Genomic DNA, 20,592 nt, shown 5'->3' with positions numbered 1-20,592 from the left:
AATTGCAAGAATGAATTCCTAACCTTCTAGCGATTTGTCGGCTGCCTGGGCCAGTCTCCCTTCTTCCAACTCAGCCTGCTCACGCGCCTGCTTTTTCAGACTCTTAATCTCGCTCTTCAAGCCCATATTTTTTGCCATTCCAAGCAAATATTGGATGACCAAGCCAAGAAATACAGAGCCGAGAATGACCAAAATCAAGGGCAGACGGAAATAACCAAAGATATAATTGACCTTGACAACCTGTTGGTTAGCCAAAGACAAGACCACTGTCAGAACGATAATAACCAGTAAGCCGATTAGGGATAGTTTTTTCTTCATATAGCACCTCTTTCATCTGTCAGTCTATCATAAAACAGGAATCGTGACAAGGAAGGGGGATTGGGAATTGTATAGGAATATTTTCAGAAATTACTGCTTTATTTTTTTACATATAAATAGACAGATGAATCAAATGAAACACCTACCTATTCTCAATTTTTTTCATTTTCCAAAGAAACTATTCCCTGAAAAATAAGGAGGAACCTATGACAAAATATCAGTAGACAATCATAGTTTTATCATCCAACATAAGCAACGCTACATATTTATGCAAGCATATATCCTCATCGTAATTTTTGCAACAAGTTTTTAGTTTGATATTTGTAAATAGGATACAATTTTTAAACTCTCAAAACTAAGAAGACACAAATAAAAACATTCAACAATTTCATAAGTTCCGCTGATTTCCCACCCTCAAAAATGGACTTTTCTTCATTTCTTTCCTATTTCATGATACAATAGAGCTATGAGAATCCAACAATTATATTATGTTATAAAAATAGCAGAGACAGGGAGTATGAACGAGGCTGCAAAACAGCTTTTCATTACCCAACCAAGCCTGTCCAATGCTATCCGCGACCTGGAAAAAGAGCTCAATATCAAGATTTTTTTCCGTAATCCCAAAGGCATTACCCTGACCAAGGACGGGATTGAGTTTCTATCCTATGCCCGCCAGATTGTCGAGCAGACCGAGCTGCTGGAAGACCGCTATAAAAATCCCAACGCCAAGCGCCAACTCTTCAGCGTATCCTCCCAGCACTACGCCTTTGTGGTCAATGCCTTTGTCTCCCTGCTCAAGGAGACTGAAATGGAAGACTACGAGCTCTTCCTGCGGGAAACCCGGACCTGGGAAATCATCGATGACGTCAATAATTTCCGCTCAGAAATCGGCGTCCTCTTCCTTAATAACTACAACCGTGAAGTCCTGCTCAAGTTGCTGGATGACCACAGGCTCTCCCATACGCATCTTTTCACTGCCAAGCCTCATGTTTTCGTCAGCAAGACCAATCCACTGGCACAAAAGAAAAGTATTAGCCTGGACGACCTAGCCGACTATCCCTACCTCAGCTATGAACAAGGGATTCACAATTCCTTCTACTTTGCCGAGGAAATTCTCTCCCAAGTCCACCACAAGAAATCCATCGTCGTATCCGATAGGGCCACCCTCTTCAATCTCCTGATTGGGCTAAACGGCTATACGGTTGCGACTGGTATCTTGAACTCCAACCTAAACGGGGACAATATCGTCTCCATCCCGCTGGATTATGACGATGAAATCGAACTCATCTACATCAAACATGAGAAAGCTGTCCTATCCGACATGGGGGAAAAATTCATTGCCTATCTCCTGGATGAAGTAAAATTCGATAAAAAATAATGACATATTTAAGTAGATTTCTTCTATCAATATATGTTATAATGCTATCATGAAAGCAGTTGAAAGTGATGTTGGAAATATTTCAACAAAATCACGGGAACCGCTTTCATTTTTTTGTTCTTTATGCTATAATACTTCTATAATAAATTTTAAGGAGTGATGAGATGGCTCAAAATAAAATGTTAGCTATGATTCTTGCAGGTGGACGGGGAACCCGTCTTGAAGGTTTAACAAAAAAGGTGGCCAAACCTGCCGTTGCCTTCGGTGGAAAATACCGCATCATCGATTTCCCTCTCAGTAACTGTGCCAACTCTGGTATCGATATTGTCGGTGTCTTGACCCAGTACGAACCGGTCTTGCTCAACTCATACGTTGCCCAATCACAGCGTTGGGGGTTGGATGTCCAAGGTTCTGGTATTTTTGTCCTGCCACCAAGTGAGAAAATCGAAGGTTTTGGTCTCTATAAGGGCACGGCTGACGCCATCACTCAAAATATCGACTTCATTGATTTGAACGAGCCTGAGTATGTCCTCATCCTGTCTGGTGACCACATCTACAAGATGAACTACGACAAGCTCTTGGATACCCACATTTCCAAGAAGGCTGATGCGACTATAGCAGTTATCGAAGTTCCTATCAAGGAAGCGTCACGCTTTGGTATCATGAATACGGATGATGAGTACCGCATCGAGGAATTTGAAGAAAAACCGGCCAACCCTAAGAGCAATCTTGCCTCAATGGGTATCTATATTTTTACATGGAAAACACTCAAGAAATACCTCCTGGAAGACGACAAATCAGAAACCTCATCACACGACTTCGGCCACGATATTATTCCAAAATACCTGGCAGATGGTCGCACTCTGATTGCTCACCCATTCCGTGGCTACTGGAAGGACGTGGGTACGGTTAATAGTCTCTGGGAATCTAACATGGACCTGATTGACCATGCAGATGAGCTAGACCTGTCTGACCGTTCATGGAGAATCTACTCTGAAGACAAGGGCTCTCCTGCTCAAGTTATCAGTGCTACTGCCTCTGTCAAGTCTGCCTATATCGACAAGGGAGCCATTATTGATGGTGCCATCGAGCACTCTGTTATCTCAAATGATGTGCAAGTTAATGTCGATGCGGTTGTCAAAAATTCTGTCCTCCTACCTGGTGCTATCATCGGTGAGGGCGTTGAATTGGACTATGTCATCGTGGCTGAAAATGTCAAGATTGCGGACGGTGTCAAATTGGCTGGCGAACCAGACAATATCCTCTTGATTGATAAGAATGTGTACAAGTAAGAAAGGTCGATTATGTTAAGAAATACTCTAGGAATTGTAAATATTGAAGGGAATAATGTGCACTTCGGCAATGTCATGGACCACCGTGGTGTGCAAGCCTTTGGTTTCCTTGGCCGCTACCGCTTGATTGACTTTGTCCTGTCCAATATGTCCAACTCTGGCATTACGGAATTTCAGGTCTACATGCCTGCCAAAATGCGCTCAACCATCCAGCACGTCGGAACTGGTAAGCACTACAACATTAACAGTAAGCGTGGTTCGCTCCGTCTCTTGAACGGCGTGACCGACCCCAACTCTGTTTACCAGCATGACATCAATGCCTTTTCAGAAAACCTTCATTACATTGAAAGTTCGACCAAGGAATATGTGCTGATTGCGCCATCTTACTTCCTCTACAGCCAAGATTTCACAAAGGTCATGGCAGAGCATCAGGAAACTGGAGCTGACATCACCGTTCTCTACAAAAATGTTATGGACGCCAAGGAGAATTTTATCGGCTGCCAAACCTTGAAATTCGATGATGACAAGCGGGTCGTGGCCTTTGAAGAAAACCACGGTAAATACAAGAATCGTCCTGTTTCACTTGAAGCCTACATCATGAAGCGGACCACCTTTATCGAGCTCATCCGCCGTGCCAACAAGGTTTCCTCGCTCTACTGGCTCAAGGATATCCTGCGCGATGTGGCTGACCAGTATGTCATCCGTGGCTACGCCCACCGTGACTTCGTTGCCTGCATCAACAGCATTGATAGCTATTTCAATACCCAGCTGGACCTCTTGCAGCGTGACACGCGCAAATTGCTCTTCAAAAATGATTGGCCTATCCATACCCAGACCAGCGATTCATCTCCTACTCTTTACGGACCACTGGCAGATGTCAAACGATGCCTGATTGCCAACGGTGCCAATATCAATGGTCAGGTTGAAAATTCTATTATTGACCGGGATGTCATTATCGAGGACGGGGTGACCATTAAGAACTCCATTATCTTAAATGGTGTAACGGTGCGCAACGGTGTCACTATTGAAAATGCCATTATCGATAAGGCGACTAAGATTGTTCATTCTACGGATATTAAAGGAACTGCAAGTAATCCAGCCTATATCAAGGCACATCAAATCATCTAGGAGTAAACATGACAAAAAAATCTGTACTCTTTGTAGCATCTGAGGGACTTCCATTCATCAAAACTGGCGGCTTGGCTGATGTGATCGGCTCTCTGCCAAAAGAATTGGTCAAACAGGGGATGGATGTTCGGGTTGTGCTGCCACTTTACAAGAAAATCGCCATCAACAACCATGCTGATTTTGATTATGTATCCAGCTACGATGTGCGAGCAGGCGATATCCAGTCCATGGCCAATGTCTACAGCCAGGTCGTCGATGGTGTGACCTTCTACTTCATCGAACATCGTGATTTCTTTGAGCGTGACGAGCTCTATGGCTACGATGATGACGCCATGCGGTTTGGGTTCTTCCAGCATGCGACCTGCCGTCTGCTTGAGGCTCTCAACTTCTTCCCAGATGTCATTCATTCCCACGACTGGCATGCGGCGGTCATGCCCTTCCTCTGCCGGACCTTCTACAGCTACCGGGAGGAATTCCGTAATATCAAGCATGTCTTTACCATTCATAACCTGGCTTTCCAAGGGATTTTCAACAAGCAAGCCCTCTGGTCTGCCCTGGGGATGGACTACAGCTACTATCTGGATGGTATTGCACGTTTCCACGACGAATGTATCAGCTTTATGAAGCTAGGTATACTCTACGCTGACAAAGTAACGACTGTTTCTGATACCTACGCCAGAGAAATCCTTACCGAAGAATTCGGCGAAAATATGCAACATGTCCTCGAACTTCGCAAGCATGATTTGGTCGGTATTGTCAACGGTATCGATTACGATAGTTGGGACAGTCAGACAGACCATTATCTAGTGAAGAACTACGGTCTTGAAACAATCGGAGATAAGAAAGCCAATAAATTGGCCTTGCAAGCTCAGTTTGGACTTCCACAGGATGAACATGTCCTGATGATCGGTATCGTATCTCGTTTGACCTGGCAGAAAGGCTTCTATCTCTTGGCTGAGGTGCTCGGCCACCTGCTCCAAGCCCATGTCCAATTTGTTATCCTGGGCAATGGCGAAGCAGATATCGAAAATGCCTTCAACCATTTCAAACATGCCTATCCGGAAAAATTTGCCTTCTACCGCGGCTATAATGAACCGTTGGCCCACCAAATTTATGCAGCAAGTGACCTCTTCCTCATGCCATCCATGTTTGAGCCCTGTGGTATTAGCCAGCTGATTTCCATGCACTATGGGACCCTGCCACTTGTCCGTGAGACAGGGGGATTGGTGGACACCGTCAAGCCATACCACATCGAAACAGCTCAAGGAACTGGCTTTAGCTTCGGCGGCCGTGATGCCTACAGTATGAAACAGGTCTATGACCTGGCCCTACAGACCTACTACGACCGACCAGAAGACTGGAATGCCATGGTCAAGCAAGCCATGGAAGAAGACTTCAGCTGGACCTCTTCAGCTGAGAAATATATCTGGCTCTACCGTGAAATTAGTGGCTAGGTAAGATTTGACAACAAACTGAAGGGGAGTGCGACCAAGGTCCACTCCTTTTCCACAAGGGAGATTGTTATGACAGAATTTACTGATTTGGATTTATACTATATGAATTCCGGTGAGCACACCACACTCTATGAGAAAATGGGGGCTCATATCATCAAGGAGCGTAATAAAATTCTTGGCACCCAATTTCGTGTCTATGCTCCAAATGCGAGAGAAATCTTTTTAGTTGGTGATTTCAATAACTGGGATCGCAGTCATCCCATGAATCGGGAAATTGACGGGGTCTTTGAGCTCTATGTGCCTGATTTGAAATCACTGGAAGACTACAAGTACCTGATTATCAGCCATGACGGTCGGGAAATTTATAAGGCAGACCCCTATGCCTTTTTCAGCCAGGTCCGGCCCAATACTGCCTCCACGACCTATAACAGTCGCTACAAGTTTAAGGACGATATCTGGATGTATGACCGGGTTTCTTACGATTTCAAGGAAGAACCTGTGTCTATTTACGAGGTTCATCTGGGTTCTTGGAAACAAAAGGTTGTCAATCAAAACCAGGCTGGCGCCCCGCTTGAATCCTTCTATTCCTATAAGGAAATCGCCCTTCTCTTGATTGACTATGTCAAGGAAAACAAATTCACCCACATCGAGCTGATGCCCATCACCGAGCATCCTCTGGATGCCTCTTGGGGCTATCAGGTCACTGGCTATTACAGTCCGACCAGCCGCTATGGCAAGCCTGATGAATTAAAATACCTGGTAGACCAGTGTCACCAGGCTGGGATTGGGGTTATTTTGGACTGGGTTCCCCTCCACTTCTGTAAGGATGCCCATGGTCTCTATCAGTTTGACGGATCCTGGCTCTATGAGTATTTCCATGAAAATGACCGTGAAAATAGACAGTGGGGTACGGCCAACTTTGACCTGGGCAAGGGCATTACGCGGTCCTTCCTCCTCTCTAACCTTAAATACTGGCTAGACAACTTCCATTTTGACGGCATTCGGGTCGATGCCCTTTCCTACCTCCTCTATTGGCGCGGAGAAACCGAAGAGGACAAAATCAACCATGCCGCAATTGACTTTATCAAGCGGGTCAATGCCATGGTTCACACCGATTACAAGGGCGTTCTCATGATTGCCGAGGATTCCTCAAGCTATCCAAAAGTCACCCATGCACTGGAAGACGGCGGTATTGGCTTTGACCTCAAATGGGACTTGGGCTGGATGAATGATACCCTGAAATTTGTCGAGCGTCCGTCTGTTTATCGTAAATACCATTCCAAGGAAATCACCTTTGGCATGTATTACAATCAAAACGAGCACTACCTCCTACCCCTGTCCCACGACGAGGTTGTCCATGGGAAACACTCTATCATTAATAAGATGAACGGGGATTTTGAAGATAAATTCCACCTGGCCCGTGTTTACTACAGCTTCTACTATGCCCATCCTGGTAAAAAACTCCTCTTCATGGGTAATGAATGGGGCCACATCCGCGAATGGCATGAATATACAGAAATGGACTGGGGATTGCGCCTTTATCCAAACCACGAGTCCTTCTACCAGATGATGAAAACCCTGTCTAACTTCTATCGGGACAATGATGCCTTTTGGAAATACGACCATCAAGCCTATGACAAGGGCTTTGATTGGATAACAATAGATGAAGAGGCCAGCGTCTACGCCTTTGTCCGCAAGAGTGATGACCAGGAAATTCTAACTGTTCATAACTTCAATGATCAGGAGGTCTTCGATGTGCACCTAGCCCTGCCAACAGATTCTGAATACAAACTGGTCTTCTCATCCAATGCCATTCCAATGGAATCCTTCAGCCTTTATCCGGATGAAAATGGAGCCAAGATTACTGTTCCAAGGTTGACGTCCTTCTATCTGGAGCGAGTGAAATAGCGATAAAATCTTGTGCCTTTGGTGCAAGATTTTTTTCTGTGCATTTGAGGAAAAATTCCACACAAAAAAGCCAGCCACTGTTTAGATGACTGACCTATGTGTTCTATTCAACTGCTGTGTAAGTTGCTGCTTTCTCAAGGAAGGCGTCAAATTCACCTTTGGCTTTGACATCAGCGATAACCTTGTCGATTTCTGCTTTGAGGTCTGCGCTGCCTTTTGGAAGAGCAATGACTTTTGAATTTTCATCAATGGTTGGGAACTCAGCTTTGGCGATGGCCAAGTCAGCATTTTGTGAAACATAACCTGCTGCCACTGGCGAGTCCATCAAGACTGCATCAACCTTACCAGCCTTCAATTCGTTGACCGCTTCGCCCATCAAAGTGAGAGAAACAATCTTAGCACTGCTCAAGTTTTCTTTAGCATACGTTTCTTGTGTAGAACCTTTTTGAACGGCCAAGTTAAGACCTGCAAGAGCGTTGGTATCTTTAATCTGATCTGCCTTGTCCTTGTTGACCAAGAGAACATCTGAAATCAGGTAATATTCTTCAGAGAAATCAAATGTTTTCGCACGTTCTTCTGAGTAAGAAATACCCGCAATGGCGATATCTGCCTTGCCATTTTGCACGCTGGTCAAGACGTTGTCAAAGTTCATTGGAGAGATTTCCAATTTTACGCCCAATTCATCAGCAATTTTCTGTGCCAACATGATGTCCGCACCAACGACTTCGTTTTTGCCGTCTACAAGTGCTTGGAATTCAAAAGGTGCATAGTCTGGGCTAGTAGCTGCGACCAAGGTACCTTTTTCCTTGATAGCATCCAAAGTTGACTTGCTTGACTCCGTCGTTGACGATGAACAAGCTGCCAAGGTAAGACCAGCTACAACAGTTGCCGCAAGAGTTAAAATTTTATTAAATTTCATGATAATTTCCTTCTTTATTGCTTATGTTTTCAGATATTCTGAAACAACATGACCTATTATATGGCATTTTTATTCATTTGTCAACGGGAGTGCTTTGAATATTTATTCTTTATTTACTGATTGACTGTTGGTAGGCTTCTTCGACAAAGTCTGACATCTTGCCTGACTCAACCAGCTCTTTCACGACCTTGTCAATCTTAGCTTTCAGCTCTGCGCTTCCTTTTGGCATGGCAACAGCATAAGAGTCCGAAATGGTTGTCTCAATGTCCATGTCCACAATTTGCAGGTCTGGGTTGCTACCCACATAAGCCTTAGCAATCGGTTCTTCAAAGATTACACCGTCCAATTGGCCAGATTTTAATTGCTGGATCAGGTCGCCGTTCTTCTCTAGACTGAGGATGGATGAGTCAGCAAAAGCCTCCTTGGCAACGGATTCTTGGATAGAACCTTTCTGGGTACCGATGGTTACTGATGCGAAATCTTCAGCCTTGCTGTATTTAGCTGCGTCATCCTTTTTGACAATCATCTTGTTGACCGACTGGTAGTAGGCTTCTGAGAAGTCGTAGGTTTTGGCGCGTTCTTCTGTGGCAGAAATCCCTGAAATACCAACGTCCGCCGTACCTTTTTGGACACTTGCCAATACGTTAGAGAAGCTCATTGGTGAGAACTCTACTTCCACGCCCAATTCTTCACCGATGGCCTTGGCCAACTCGATATCTGCCCCTACGATGGTATCCTTACCGTCAATCAATTGCTTGTATTCAAAGGGCGGGAATTCTGGGTTGAGGGCAACGACCAGGGTCCCCTTGTCTTCGATTTTTTCAAGTGTGGTTTGGTCGCTGTTTGATGAACCACATGCAGCCAAAGCCAAACTAGCAAAGCAAACTGTCGCAAATGTATAAACTTTTTTTAATTTCATGATAATCTCCTTTTTATGCAATAGACACTATTTTTATACCATACATTTCGTATGTTTATGCTATTTTATACCATAATTATGCAATTGTCAACCATAAAATCCGAATTTTTATACATTTTCTTGAAAAAATGAAAAATGCTGAAAAAACACCCTGTTGCCAGAGTGTTCCAGTTATCAGTTTTTAATCAATTTCTAAGCCGCCTGTATACAGTCTGTAGTAGACGCCTTTTTTCTCCATGAGCTCTGCGTGGTTACCACGTTCGACAATGCGGCCATGGTCCATAACCATAATGACATCAGAGTTGACAATCGTCGACAAGCGGTGGGCTATGATAAAGACGGTCCGGCCCTGCATGAGCTTGTCCATACCCTCTTGGACCATTTTATCGGTCAAGGAATCGATAGAGGAAGTCGCCTCATCCAAAATCAGGACCGGAGCATTGGCTAGGGCTGCCCTGGCAATAGCAATCAGCTGACGTTGACCATTTGACAAGCCAGCCCCATCACCGCTAATCTGGGCGTCGTAGCCATTTTCCAAATGTTTGACAAAGCGGTCAACATTAGATAATTTTGCCGCAGCCAGTATCTCATCTCGACTGGCAGCTTCATTACCATGGGCGATATTTTCCGCAATGGTCCCTGTAAAGAGGTGGGTATCCTGCAAGACGATGCCCAGGGATTTTCTCAGAGAAGCCTTATCAATCAAACGAATATCAATTCCGTCGTAGGTAATTATGCCTGACTGAATCTCGTAGAAACGATTGATGAGATTGGTAATAGTCGTTTTCCCAGCTCCTGTCGCTCCGATTGATCCCTTGGTCGATAATCGCCGCCATCAAAAAGGGAATGGATAGCTCGAACAGCACTTCAATCGTCATCGCCAAGAATGCCAAAATCGAGGGTCGCTTATAGTTACCAACATAGCCTAGTAGTATCTTATACATTACTCTCCTCCTTTATCACAATTATCACTAACTATTATTATATTACTATTCAAGAAAATATTCAATGATAAACAGGAAAATGACAGGAAAAAAAGCCGAACATCCTTGTTCAACTTCGCTCCTATCTATAATTCCTATCCCATTCTCCATCCTGGTCTTTCCTTGTATAGAAAAATTCAGACAGATTTGGATCATCCATGACCTTGAGAATTTCCAGCAAGTCATAGGCCAAATCCATTTGGGGTAAATCCGATTTTTTAACCCAACGGACTTCTCCTTCTTCCGTCGAGAGGAGTTGACCGGTAAATGCTGTCGCCTTGTAGAGAAAGACAATGTAACGATGCCCCTCCTTATCAGGCCAGTGCTTGGTCCCAACCAGCTGGGCATTCTGAATTGTCAGACCGGTTTCTTCATAGACCTCACGGACGACCGAATCATAAAATGGCTCATTTTCCTCAATGTGACCCCCTGGGAATGCAACGCCGGACCAACGATAACGATTGGGGTCGCGGATTTGTACCACCACATTTCCATCCTTGTCTTCAATGAGGCACATATTGGTCAGGGTAACGGTTTGCTTACGGGACATAGTTCACTCCTTTTATAATATATTCCTCATTATACCACAAAAGCCAAGGAAATCCCTCGGCTTTGTTAATTTCTTACCAACGTGGTTCTGCTTCAAAGGTCCATTTCCGGGTCCAAGAATGGCTCTGACCTGGCTGGATAGAAATGGTCTGGATGATTTCTGGGCTGACGATATGGTCCGTTGCCCATAGGAGGAGACTGGTTGGGGTGACACTGTCCGTCCCAGTCACGCTAGCCTTAGCCCCCTTGTGTAAAAGTTTCCATGAAAACTCATCTCGGAGCGGAGCATTTTCCGTAGAAAGCACACTCAAAGACACATCGGTCTCACACTTGTCAAAGGCAATAGCCTTGCCGTTTGCTATAAAATTATTATGGTCGTAGCCACCAAATCCCTCCAGGCGCTGGTCGCCCAAATCATACATGTCCGGCAGCTCCAGGCGGTAGTCAGGCGAAATAGCCATCCCATCGATACTGAGGAAATTATGGCAATATTCCTCGGTCACAATCTCCCGCTCGCCAACATTAGTGATGGTCGCCTCCAAAATCAGGTGATTGTCCTCTATCCGAATGGTCGTACGCACCTGAGCCGCAATGCCCAAACAAGGCACCGCATCCGTCACAAAGTCCGCACTGGTCTCCGTGTGGCTAAAAGTCACAGGATAGGGCACAACCTCCTCATACTTGTGTTCAAACTGGTAGCCCAGGTCGCTGTCCTGCTTGATCAGACCCACTCCCAGCTTTGGAAAATAGTTTCCGACTGCAGCACCTTGTGAAAAATCACCCGAAAACTCACAACACAGACCGCGGCCGCCCGATGACAAGTGTCTCAGGTTCATGGGTTCATTGGCACAGAAATGCGTATCTCCGTCCAAAATGACATTAGAGATGAAACCAGCTCGGTCAAAGCGAAAAGTATCATTGGGCCGCTCGCCAGGCTCAGCAATCTCCACTCGCAGACGATGATTGGTAAGGTAGATCATAAGAACCTCCGTGAATATTTTATAACATAATTATATATTAAATATCCACCTAAAACAATAGCCTACCCTACTTTTCCAAAATCATCCGATATTCTGTCCGTTCTTGGCCGAGATGAACCTGTTTGCTCACCCCATCAAAGCGAAAGCCGACTTTTTCATAGAAAGAAATAGCACGCGCGTTTCCTTCCAGCACCCAGAGGCAAACTCTATCGTAGTCTTGCATTTTTTCCAGCGTAGCTTGGAGCAGTCGGTAGCCGACTTTCTGACCGTAGACATCCGCCAGCACATAGAGGGCATATAGTTCGCCAGCATTTTCCAAATCCTCCGACATGGACTGACCATAGCAGGTAAAGCCTACTACCTGGTCATTTTCAAGAGCCACAAAAATCCTCTCTGGATAGCGAAAGGCCCAGTCCTGACAGCGTTCTAGCGTGTAGGTCTTTTGGAGAAATTCCTGCGGTAACAAATCAGCGTAGGCCTCCTGCCAAGCTTTCCAATGGACATAAGCCTTACCCCTAATCTCCTCCTCAGTCTGCATGGGTTTAATAATCATCACTATTGCCTCCTTTTGAAATGATTATACTGAAAAAAAGAAGCTAACACAAGGTCAACTTCTCATCTTCATTACGGATGCAAGCGGTGCAACATACGTGGGAACGGAATGGCTTCACGGATGTGTTTTGTACCAGCTACAAAGGTTACCATACGCTCAATACCGATACCAAAACCACCGTGTGGTACTGAACCGTACTTACGTAGGTCAAGGTAGAATTCGTATTCTGACTTGTCCATACCGAGCTCGTCCATCTTAGCCACCAAAGCTTCGTAGTTGTCCTCACGCATCGAACCACCGATAATTTCACCGTAGCCTTCTGGTGCCAAGAGATCCGCACAAAGCACGCGCTCTGGATTGCCAGGAACTGGCTTCATGTAGAAGGCCTTGAAGCTTGCTGGATAGTTGACCACGAAAGTCGGTACACCAAAGTAGTTTGAAATCCAAGTTTCATGTGGTGATCCGAAGTCATCACCATGTTCGATGTGTTCGTAGTCCGTATCTTCATCAGCCTCATGTTCTTGCAGAAGGGTAATGGCATCATCATAAGCCACACGTTTGAATGGCTCCGCAATGTAGCGTTTAAGGGCATCCACATCACGCTCCAACGTTTCCAAGGCTTGTGGAGCACGGTCGATAACACCTTGAATCAAAGCTTTGACATAAGCTTCTTGCAAGTCAAGTGACTCTTCATGGCTGAGGAAGGAATACTCGGCATCCATCATCCAGAACTCTGTCAAGTGACGACGAGTTTTTGATTTTTCCGCACGGAAAACAGGTCCGAAGTCGAAAACACGACCAAGTGCCATAGCACCAGCTTCCAGGTAAAGCTGACCTGATTGACTGAGATAAGCAGGCTGACCAAAGTAGTCTGTTTCGAACAATTCTGTCGAATCTTCTGCCGCATTTCCAGACAAGATTGGGCTATCAAACTTGATGAAGCCATTCTTTTCAAAGAATTCATAAGTTGCATAGATAATGGCGTTACGGATTTGCTGGATAGCAACCTGCTTACGCGAACGCAACCAGAGGTGACGATTGTCCATGAGGAAGTCCGTCCCGTGTTCTTTTGGCGTAATTGGGTAGTCTTGTGACTCACCGATGACCTCGATATCTGTCACATCCAACTCGTAACCAAACTTAGAGCGCTCATCTTCCTTGACAATCCCTGTTACATAGACAGAGGTTTCTTGGCTGAGGCGCTTTGCCACATCAAACTTCTCCGCACCAGCTTCCTCGCCGAATTTTTCAATAAAGTTTGGTTTGAAGGCTACTGCTTGGAAGAAGGCTGTTCCGTCACGCAATTGCAGGAAAGCCAACTTGCCCTTGCCTGATTTGTTGGCAACCCAGGCACCGATGGTCACTTCTTGACCGACATAATCTTTCACTTGGTTAATGGTAATCAATTTTCTAGACATTATTGTTCCTCTTTTTATTTTTTCATAAATGTGTGTAGTCGAGCCACCGCTTCTTTGAGCGTATCCATGTCCGTCGCATAGCTGAGGCGGATATTCTCAGGAGCTCCAAAACCTGCACCGGTCACTAAGGCCACGCCGACTTCTTCCAAAATGGCTGTGGTAAATTCAGTTACATCTGTGTAGCCCTTCATTTCCATAGCTTTTTTAACATTAGGGAAGAGATAGAAGGCTCCTTCCGGTTTGATAACTTCAAAACCTGGCACTTCTGCTAGTAATGGATAGATAGTGTTAAGTCGCTCTTCGAAGGCCTGACGCATGGTTTCAACCGTATCTTGTGGACCTGTAAATGCCTCAATAGCTGCATATTGAGCAGCCGTGGTCAAATTTGATGTAGTCTGACCGATAATCTTACTCATGGCACCGATAATCTCTGGATTTCCAACCGCAAATCCAACCCGCCAACCTGTCATGGCATAGGCCTTGGCCACCCCATTGACCACAATAGTCTGCTGACGAATACTTTCTGAAATGCTTGAAATCGGTGTGAAGGTATTTCCATTATAGACCAAACGACCATAAATATCGTCTGCCAAGATGAGAATGTCGTGTTCCACAGCCCAGTTTCCGATAGCTTCCAATTCCTCACGACTGTATATCATACCTGTCGGATTGGACGGGCTGTTGAGCAAGAGGACCTTGGTCTTGTCTGTTCGAGACGCTTCCAACTGGTCAACCGTCACCTTGAAATTATACTCTTCCGTCGCAGTGACAAAGACTGGCACTCCTTCGTTCATCTTGATCTGATCGGCATAAGACACCCAATAAGGCGTTGGAATCAGAACCTCATCACCCGGATTGATAACCGCTGCAAAGAAGGCATAGAGGATAAACTTAGCACCCGTTCCCAGCACAACCTGATTGCGCTCAATGGAGTAGCCGTAAAATCGCTCAAAATACGTATTGACCGCATCTTTCAACTCTGGCAAACCAGATGCCACCGTATAAAAGCTAGCCTTGCCATTTTCAATAGAAGAAATCGCAGCCTCTTGGATATTCTTAGGAGTGAAAAAATCTGGCTCTCCCAAGGTCAACTCCAAAATATCGCGTCCCTGCGCTTTCAAGGCCTTGGCTCGCGCACCTGCTGCCAGCGTGACACTTTCTTCCATTTCTAAGGCACGATTTGATAGCTTGCTCATAAGCCCTCCTTTTTGATAAAGTCTCCAGTTTTAAAATCAATGTTATAATAGGCCGTCCCTGACTTGATTTCCCAAATCGGCTTGCCCTCCCGCATGCCGATAATCGCGCGGTCAATCTGGCCGGCTCCCTGCTCTTGGGCAATGGTCTCAGCCTGGGCTTGGGCAACGCCGTCAGATAGTTTGTAAACATAAACTTGGGAGCTTTGATCTGACACTAGGATTGCCAGCTCTTGTCCAGCAGAATCCGTCCCTAAGACGGTATGAAAGTCGTCCACACCTCGGTAGGAATTAATCGTTTCAATGGTTTCCAACTGGACTGCTTGACGGGCCAGATTCTCCGCCCTCTCACTTGCCTGGGCATAGGGACTGCTGGCCATTTCCAAAATCAGGAGTATAGAAAATGTCAAAACCGTCAGGATAACTGCTGAACCAATCAAGAATTGTTGACCTAAGGTCAGGCTAATCCAAGGTTCACGTGATGTTTTCGCCATAATAGGAATATTATACTACAAGTTGCCACATATTGCTAATTGAATCCGAAAATTCTGCAAAAAAACTTCAGCTAAAATTCTATGTGGGAAAATGCGCTCAAAATCTTGTCAGAATCAGCTTTTTCAGCCATCAAATTTCTTGCCAAAGGAACTAGTTATTGATAAAATATACTTATGAATAAAGTAGAAAACTCTCTAAAAGAAAATCAGCATGCCCTACATAGTTTAGTTGTCTTTCGTCGCGCTGCCAATACTATTAGCAGACAGGAGACAGAGATTATCAGAAAACATGGATTAACCGTTGGCCAATTCGGCGTGATGGAAGCACTTTACAATAAGGGGAATTTACGCATCCAGGATTTGATTGATAAGCTGCTCAGCACTTCTGGCAACATGACGGTAGTCATTCGGAATATGGTCCGTGATGGCTATATATTCAAGACCCAGGATGAAAGTGATAAGCGGGCTTCCTTGATTGGTTTGACTCCTTTCGGTCGGGAAACGATTGAGAAGGTTTTGCCGGAACACTATGCTCATGTTGGAAAAATTTTCTCTGTTTTGAGCCAGGAAGAACAGGATTTATTGGCCGATTTACTAAAAAGATTCAAATTCATAGACAAAAATGTTACTAATTAGTGATTTATGTGTTATGATAGTCACATCAAGTAATTAAGGAGTTACATTATGTCAAACATTTTATTTTTAGTTGGTTCTCTTCGTGAAGGTTCATTCACTGCTCAATTGGCTCAAGCTGCTGAAAATGCACTTGAAGGTAAAGCAACTGTATCTTACCTTGATTGGAAAGAAATTCCTGTATTCTCACAAGATTTGGAAGCTGATGCTCCTGCATCTGTAAAAGCTGCGCGTGAAGCAGTTGTTGCTGCTGACGCTATCTGGATTTTCTCACCAGTTTACAACGCTGCTATCCCTGGTTCAGTGAAAAACGTTCTCGATTGGCTCAGCCGTGCACTTGATTTGTCAGATCCACGTGGTGCATCTGCTCTTCATGAAAAAGTGGCAACAGTATCTATCACTTCATTTGCACACCAAGAAGATGCAGCTGTTCAATACCGTGCACTTCTTCCATTCATCCGCACAAACTTCGTAGATGAATTGACACTTGCAACAAACGGCGCTCCAGTTGATGAAGAACAATTGGCTAAACAAGTTGACGCAGTTCTCGCTGCAATTAACTAATTCGCAAGCCTCCCTACAACAAGAATCTGTATTCACAAGCTAAATATGCTGAGCTCCAAATACAGGTTCTAAGTCTATTTCTCAGGAGATAGGCTTTTCTTTTTTACTCAAAAAGTCCTAGGTTCTTGACTACCTAGGACTGCTGCTTTTATCTGAATAGATTTTGTGTGCTTGAATTTGGACTAACCCAGATTTTTTGCGACAATATCCGCCGTCGAACTGGTTTTCTGACGTCTTCTGGTCATATTTCCTTCTAAATAAGTTATAGGCAAGAGCCCTCACTTATTTATTCGTAAAACAACCCGATTTCCTAGTTATATTATAGCAGAATGGGGAAAGATTCTCAATACGCATATTCCATAGAATAGACAAGGCACCCAGATTCTGGGTGCCTATCTATTTTCTACTACCAAACAGGTCTGCTATCTGGCCTACAAGTGGGAGGTGGGAAGATGCAGTATAAACCAATCATTCGACTAGTGGTGGGAATGTAGGTCCAGGTAAAGACCATGTAGGATAGTTGGAAAGCATAAGGATTACTCTTCTCTTCTGCGAGCTGTGCCTGCTATGGCAAGGGCAGCTAGGAAGAGGCTAGCACCAATTGCAGTCACTGCGTGTGAATCGCTGGTACCAGTATTTGGCAATTGAGCCGTACCAGGGCTAGCTGGTTGTGCAGGTCCTGCTGGGCTCGGTTGAGCTGGAGTTGTTGGAACTTCTGGCTCAACTGGAGTCTCAGGCTTGACAGGTGTCACAACAATCGGTCTACTTGGTCGAGCTGGTGGGCTCGGAATGTAGTTGATTGGTGTATCTTGACCTGGATTTCCTGGGATAGGAGGCGCAATGTAGCCCTTGGTTGGATCACTTGGATCTACTGGCTGCAATGGTACTCCTCCTGGGCCGACAGGGATATAACCCGGAACATGCGGAATAGATGGTAGATCTGTACCTGGTTTGCCTGGGTCTGTCGGATGATTCGGATATGGAATCGGAGTGGATGGCTGACCTGGAATGTTTGGCACATAGCTTCCAATTGGTACATAAGTGTAGACAACACTCGTACCGCCTGCTGGAATCTTACCAGAAGCATTGCTTGGTACTTCCTTGAGCAGATAGCCCTTGATGATCTCAGGGGTAGTCGTGTAATCATCACCAACCTTACCTGGAATGGACTTGCTTGGAATCAAATCATTGCCCTTGTCATCCACATAGCGCACGGTCACGCTAGCGTCTTGTGGAATGTACTTGATAACAGTTTCTTCACCTGGCTTGCTTGGTACAGGTGGCAGGTAGTTACCGTCTGGACCCTTAGGCAATTCTTTACCATCTGGTCCTACAGGGATGTAGCCTGGAACGACTGGCACAACACCTGTCGGGATACCTGGTTTACCTGGGTCTGTCGGATGGTTCGGATACGGAATTGGTGGCACTGGGTCGTGACCCTCTGGCAATTCTGGTACCCATGAACCGAGTTTATTGTAAACATAGACAACGGTTGTACCTTCTGCCCCCACCTTGCCCTTGCTGTTAGCAGGGATTTCAGTTAGATAGTAGCCCTCAATCACCTGTGGAGTGGTGGTGTAATCATCACCGACCTTGACTTCCTTGCTTTCTGTTGGACGCAGGTCTGCACCCGTATCGTCCACATACTTGACAGTCAGGCTAACAGTGTTTGGAACATACTCGATAACCGTATCTTCACCTGGCTTGCTTGGTACAGGCGGAAGCTCATAACCTCCATCTGGACTTGGTTCCAATGGAATGGTTTGTTCAGGGTTATGTGAAATTTACACAAAGATTATTGATAAAATACAATTATATATATATATATCTATCTGTATTAGTATGTTATCGGTAGCTTGATTTCCTCCGCTACGACCAGGCGCTTGTCCTCCTTGTCCGTAAAGGGCAGGACTGGTGGGCGCAGTCTTTCCAAGCAGGAGACCACTTGGCTACCATCCTGGTTAAACTTGAGCAGGGCATAGTAAGGGTCGTGGTAAAAGAGGAAGGTATAGCCTTGACTGTAGGCTTGCTTGATCCACTTTTCCTTGGCCTTGATGCTGTCCATGGGGTAGTCGTCTACTGCTGCCACCCAGAGGGGATTAAAGTGGGCATGTGTCAGGAGTGTGTCGGCCATGTGTATCAGGGTCTCCCCATCTTGCTTGAGCAGGATGATGCTGTGGCCACGGCTGTGACCGCCTGTGTGGTGCATCTCAATGCCGTCGACCAGCTTGAGCTCTGAGCCAAAGGTCTGGACCTGGTCTTGGATAGCCTGCCAGTTTTCAGGTAGGTAGGTAGCCCTGGTACGGGGATTGGGATAGCGCACTTCTTCCCACTCGATGTCATTGATGTAGATGGTGGCATTTGGGAAGGTGGGAACCAGCTCGCCATCGACTAGCCTGGTCAGGCCACCGGCATGGTCATTGTGCATGTGGGTCATGAGGACCACATCGATATCCTCAGGGCTGAGGCCCAGCTGGTCCAGGCTTTCTAAGACACGGTTTTCTGAGATGACGCCGAGATTTCTCCGGAGTTTGTCACTGAGCTTTTCCGTTCCCAGACTGGTGTCGATCAGGTAATGCTTGCCCTGATAGCTGATGAGGATGGGGTCTGTCAGGTCATGGATAAGCCCCTGTTCATTGGTCGGGTAATAACGGGACCAGACAGCCTTGGGCACAGGTCCGAAGATGGTTCCTGCATCCGTGTACTTGTCTGCCCCTCTCAGCCAGGTCAGGGTCATCTGGCCGAATTGGTAGTTTTGTAGTTTCATATTTTCATATTCTCCTCATTTCACATGAGTTTTACAGCCACATTTCTGCAATTTTTTTCTTGAGTCGATCTGTTTTTCCGCCGTATTCCTTGGTAATATTTGCATCGTGAACATAACGCTCGATATCATCGTTTCCAATGAAGCTATAAGCTCCAGTTATACGAACTACTTCCTCAGAAATGGTTGAGGCCAGTCTGGAGGTAATGATTTTCAGCATGGAGACCTCCCGTTCGTCTGACATATCGGTCCGCAGGTAGTCATGGTAATAGGCTTCGCAGGCAACCAGGGCCGTTTTCAGGTCGACGATGCGGAGTTGATTGATAGATACGTCGATAGGACGCTTGCCAAAGCCCCGGCGAATCTGTGAATAGGCCAGACCTTTCTTGAAGGCACCTTCTGCAATGCCCAGGGATTGAGCACTGATAGCCAGCCGCATCTTAATCATAGACTGGGTGTACTGTTGCTTGCCGGCAATCTGGTGGCCCAACAGCTGGTCGTTGGTCAGCTGGACATTTTCAAAACTAATAGGTGCCAGCGGCATAGAGCGGACACCGACCTTGTCAATGGTGGGACCGACCTGGACACCGGGAGTCTTGCTGTCGAGGACAAAGATAGCCATGTCCTTCTTGCCGTAATGGTCCACGGTCTGGCAGAGGACAAAGAGGACATCTGCCATAGGAGCATTGGAAACCATCTGCTTGCGACCGTTGATAATCCAGCCCTTGTCGGTCTGTCTGGCCATGGTTTCGGGAAATTGCTTGTCCAGATTGATATCTTCCTCGGAAAAGGCAAAGGCACCAATTTTTTTGAAGTTGAGCAAATCATCCAGATAGCGCTCCTTCTGCTCAGGACTGCCAAAATGCTCCAAGAGCCAGATGGCAAAGAAGGCCTGGGTCATGAGGATGGCCGCCAAGGAGGAAAACTCGATGGACAGGAGGCGAATGACCTCTAGAAAGGTCCTGAGCCCGCTGTCTCTGTCCACAGTTTGGTGGAGCAGGTGGAAAATCTTGTGGTCTGTGACCAGCCGATTGATAAAGAGGAGCGGAAAGAGCTTATGCTCATCATAGTGTGCTGCTTGGCCAACTATCTCAGCCTGGATATAGTCGCTAATCTGGTCTAACTTTTCTTGGTCGTATTGCATG

At 45.7% G+C, this 20,592-nt stretch carries 19 protein-coding genes and 1 pseudogene; 7 read left to right on the top strand and 13 right to left on the bottom strand.

The genetic code is table 11. The features are described from left to right. Positions 1–18: 18 nt before the first annotated feature. Complete coding sequence (locus tag ACHBIE_RS01750) at positions 19–318, bottom strand: lipopolysaccharide assembly LapA domain-containing protein (protein WP_105110483.1); 300 nt, start codon at positions 316–318, stop codon at positions 19–21. Positions 319–784: 466 nt separating this feature from the next. On the opposite strand from ACHBIE_RS01750, the gene ACHBIE_RS01745 reads away from it, so the two are divergent. The 5 genes from ACHBIE_RS01745 to glgB all read left to right on the top strand — a co-directional run bounded on the left by ACHBIE_RS01745 (position 785) and on the right by glgB (position 7,478). After that, the gene (locus tag ACHBIE_RS01745; protein ID WP_105110484.1) at positions 785–1,696 is read left to right on the top strand and encodes a LysR family transcriptional regulator; all 912 of its coding nucleotides are present in this window, start codon (positions 785–787) and stop codon (positions 1,694–1,696) included. A gap of 164 nt (positions 1,697–1,860) precedes the next feature. Continuing rightward, positions 1,861–2,988 (top strand): glucose-1-phosphate adenylyltransferase, encoded by a 1,128-nt coding sequence (locus ACHBIE_RS01740; protein WP_105161177.1) that lies wholly within the window; start codon positions 1,861–1,863, stop codon positions 2,986–2,988. Between the two features lie 12 nt (positions 2,989–3,000). After that, on the top strand, positions 3,001–4,116 hold the full coding sequence (gene glgD, locus ACHBIE_RS01735; RefSeq protein WP_105110486.1) for a glucose-1-phosphate adenylyltransferase subunit GlgD: 1,116 nt from the start codon (positions 3,001–3,003) through the stop codon (positions 4,114–4,116). An 8-nt stretch (positions 4,117–4,124) separates the two neighbouring features. Continuing rightward, a complete protein-coding gene (glgA, locus tag ACHBIE_RS01730) occupies positions 4,125–5,570 on the top strand; it encodes a glycogen synthase GlgA (RefSeq protein ID WP_394732576.1) in 1,446 nt (481 codons plus the stop codon). A 69-nt stretch (positions 5,571–5,639) separates the two neighbouring features. Next, positions 5,640–7,478, top strand: a complete 1,839-nt coding sequence (gene glgB / locus ACHBIE_RS01725) for a 1,4-alpha-glucan branching protein GlgB (protein WP_394732574.1) — start codon at positions 5,640–5,642, stop codon at positions 7,476–7,478. 103 nt (positions 7,479–7,581) lie between these two features. On the opposite strand, the gene ACHBIE_RS01720 is transcribed toward glgB, so the two are convergent. From ACHBIE_RS01720 to ACHBIE_RS01680, 9 genes and pseudogenes are all read right to left on the bottom strand, one after another. Further along, the gene (locus tag ACHBIE_RS01720; RefSeq protein WP_172063606.1) at positions 7,582–8,397 is read right to left on the bottom strand and encodes a transporter substrate-binding domain-containing protein; all 816 of its coding nucleotides are present in this window, start codon (positions 8,395–8,397) and stop codon (positions 7,582–7,584) included. A gap of 109 nt (positions 8,398–8,506) precedes the next feature. After that, complete coding sequence (locus ACHBIE_RS01715) at positions 8,507–9,319, bottom strand: transporter substrate-binding domain-containing protein (RefSeq protein ID WP_394732626.1); 813 nt, start codon at positions 9,317–9,319, stop codon at positions 8,507–8,509. Positions 9,320–9,497: 178 nt separating this feature from the next. Next, positions 9,498–10,124: pseudogene (locus ACHBIE_RS01710) on the bottom strand (ABC transporter ATP-binding protein); the annotation flags it as partial. Between the two features lie 257 nt (positions 10,125–10,381). Next, positions 10,382–10,849 carry an 8-oxo-dGTP diphosphatase gene (locus tag ACHBIE_RS01705; RefSeq protein WP_394732572.1) on the bottom strand — a complete coding sequence of 156 codons (468 nt, stop codon included), beginning with the start codon at positions 10,847–10,849 and terminating at the stop codon, positions 10,382–10,384. 73 nt (positions 10,850–10,922) lie between these two features. Then, positions 10,923–11,828, bottom strand: coding sequence for a hypothetical protein (locus ACHBIE_RS01700; protein WP_394732570.1), 906 nt, complete (start codon positions 11,826–11,828; stop codon positions 10,923–10,925). Between the two features lie 67 nt (positions 11,829–11,895). Next, the gene (locus tag ACHBIE_RS01695; RefSeq protein WP_394732625.1) at positions 11,896–12,381 is read right to left on the bottom strand and encodes a GNAT family N-acetyltransferase; all 486 of its coding nucleotides are present in this window, start codon (positions 12,379–12,381) and stop codon (positions 11,896–11,898) included. Between the two features lie 71 nt (positions 12,382–12,452). Continuing rightward, a complete protein-coding gene (asnS, locus tag ACHBIE_RS01690) occupies positions 12,453–13,799 on the bottom strand; it encodes an asparagine--tRNA ligase (RefSeq protein ID WP_394732568.1) in 1,347 nt (448 codons plus the stop codon). A 14-nt stretch (positions 13,800–13,813) separates the two neighbouring features. After that, positions 13,814–14,995, bottom strand: coding sequence for a pyridoxal phosphate-dependent aminotransferase (locus tag ACHBIE_RS01685; RefSeq protein ID WP_394732566.1), 1,182 nt, complete (start codon positions 14,993–14,995; stop codon positions 13,814–13,816). Continuing rightward, positions 14,992–15,486, bottom strand: coding sequence for a peptidase (locus ACHBIE_RS01680; RefSeq protein WP_394732565.1), 495 nt, complete (start codon positions 15,484–15,486; stop codon positions 14,992–14,994). The genes ACHBIE_RS01685 and ACHBIE_RS01680 overlap by 4 nt, the downstream gene beginning before the upstream one ends. Positions 15,487–15,660: 174 nt before the next feature. Between ACHBIE_RS01680 and ACHBIE_RS01675 the strand changes: the two genes are divergently transcribed. After that, positions 15,661–16,122, top strand: a complete 462-nt coding sequence (locus ACHBIE_RS01675) for a MarR family winged helix-turn-helix transcriptional regulator (RefSeq protein ID WP_105110496.1) — start codon at positions 15,661–15,663, stop codon at positions 16,120–16,122. Positions 16,123–16,170: 48 nt separating this feature from the next. Beyond that, the gene (locus tag ACHBIE_RS01670; protein WP_105138167.1) at positions 16,171–16,683 is read left to right on the top strand and encodes an NADPH-dependent FMN reductase; all 513 of its coding nucleotides are present in this window, start codon (positions 16,171–16,173) and stop codon (positions 16,681–16,683) included. A gap of 536 nt (positions 16,684–17,219) precedes the next feature. On the opposite strand, the gene ACHBIE_RS01665 is transcribed toward ACHBIE_RS01670, so the two are convergent. From ACHBIE_RS01665 to ACHBIE_RS01655, 3 genes are all read right to left on the bottom strand, one after another. Continuing rightward, on the bottom strand, positions 17,220–18,437 hold the full coding sequence (locus ACHBIE_RS01665; protein ID WP_394732563.1) for a MucBP domain-containing protein: 1,218 nt from the start codon (positions 18,435–18,437) through the stop codon (positions 17,220–17,222). 83 nt (positions 18,438–18,520) lie between these two features. After that, positions 18,521–19,450, bottom strand: a complete 930-nt coding sequence (locus ACHBIE_RS01660) for an MBL fold metallo-hydrolase (RefSeq protein ID WP_394732561.1) — start codon at positions 19,448–19,450, stop codon at positions 18,521–18,523. 31 nt (positions 19,451–19,481) lie between these two features. Next, a complete protein-coding gene (locus ACHBIE_RS01655) occupies positions 19,482–20,591 on the bottom strand; it encodes an acyl-CoA dehydrogenase family protein (RefSeq protein ID WP_394732560.1) in 1,110 nt (369 codons plus the stop codon). Position 20,592 lies beyond the last annotated feature (1 nt).

It is taken from the genome of Streptococcus sp. A23 (assembly GCF_043674155.1).
In the GTDB taxonomy this organism is placed as follows: Bacteria; Bacillota; Bacilli; order Lactobacillales; family Streptococcaceae; genus Streptococcus; species Streptococcus suis_V.
The sequence above is the reverse complement of the archived record's forward strand: the minus strand, read 5'-3'. Positions and strand labels throughout refer to the sequence as shown.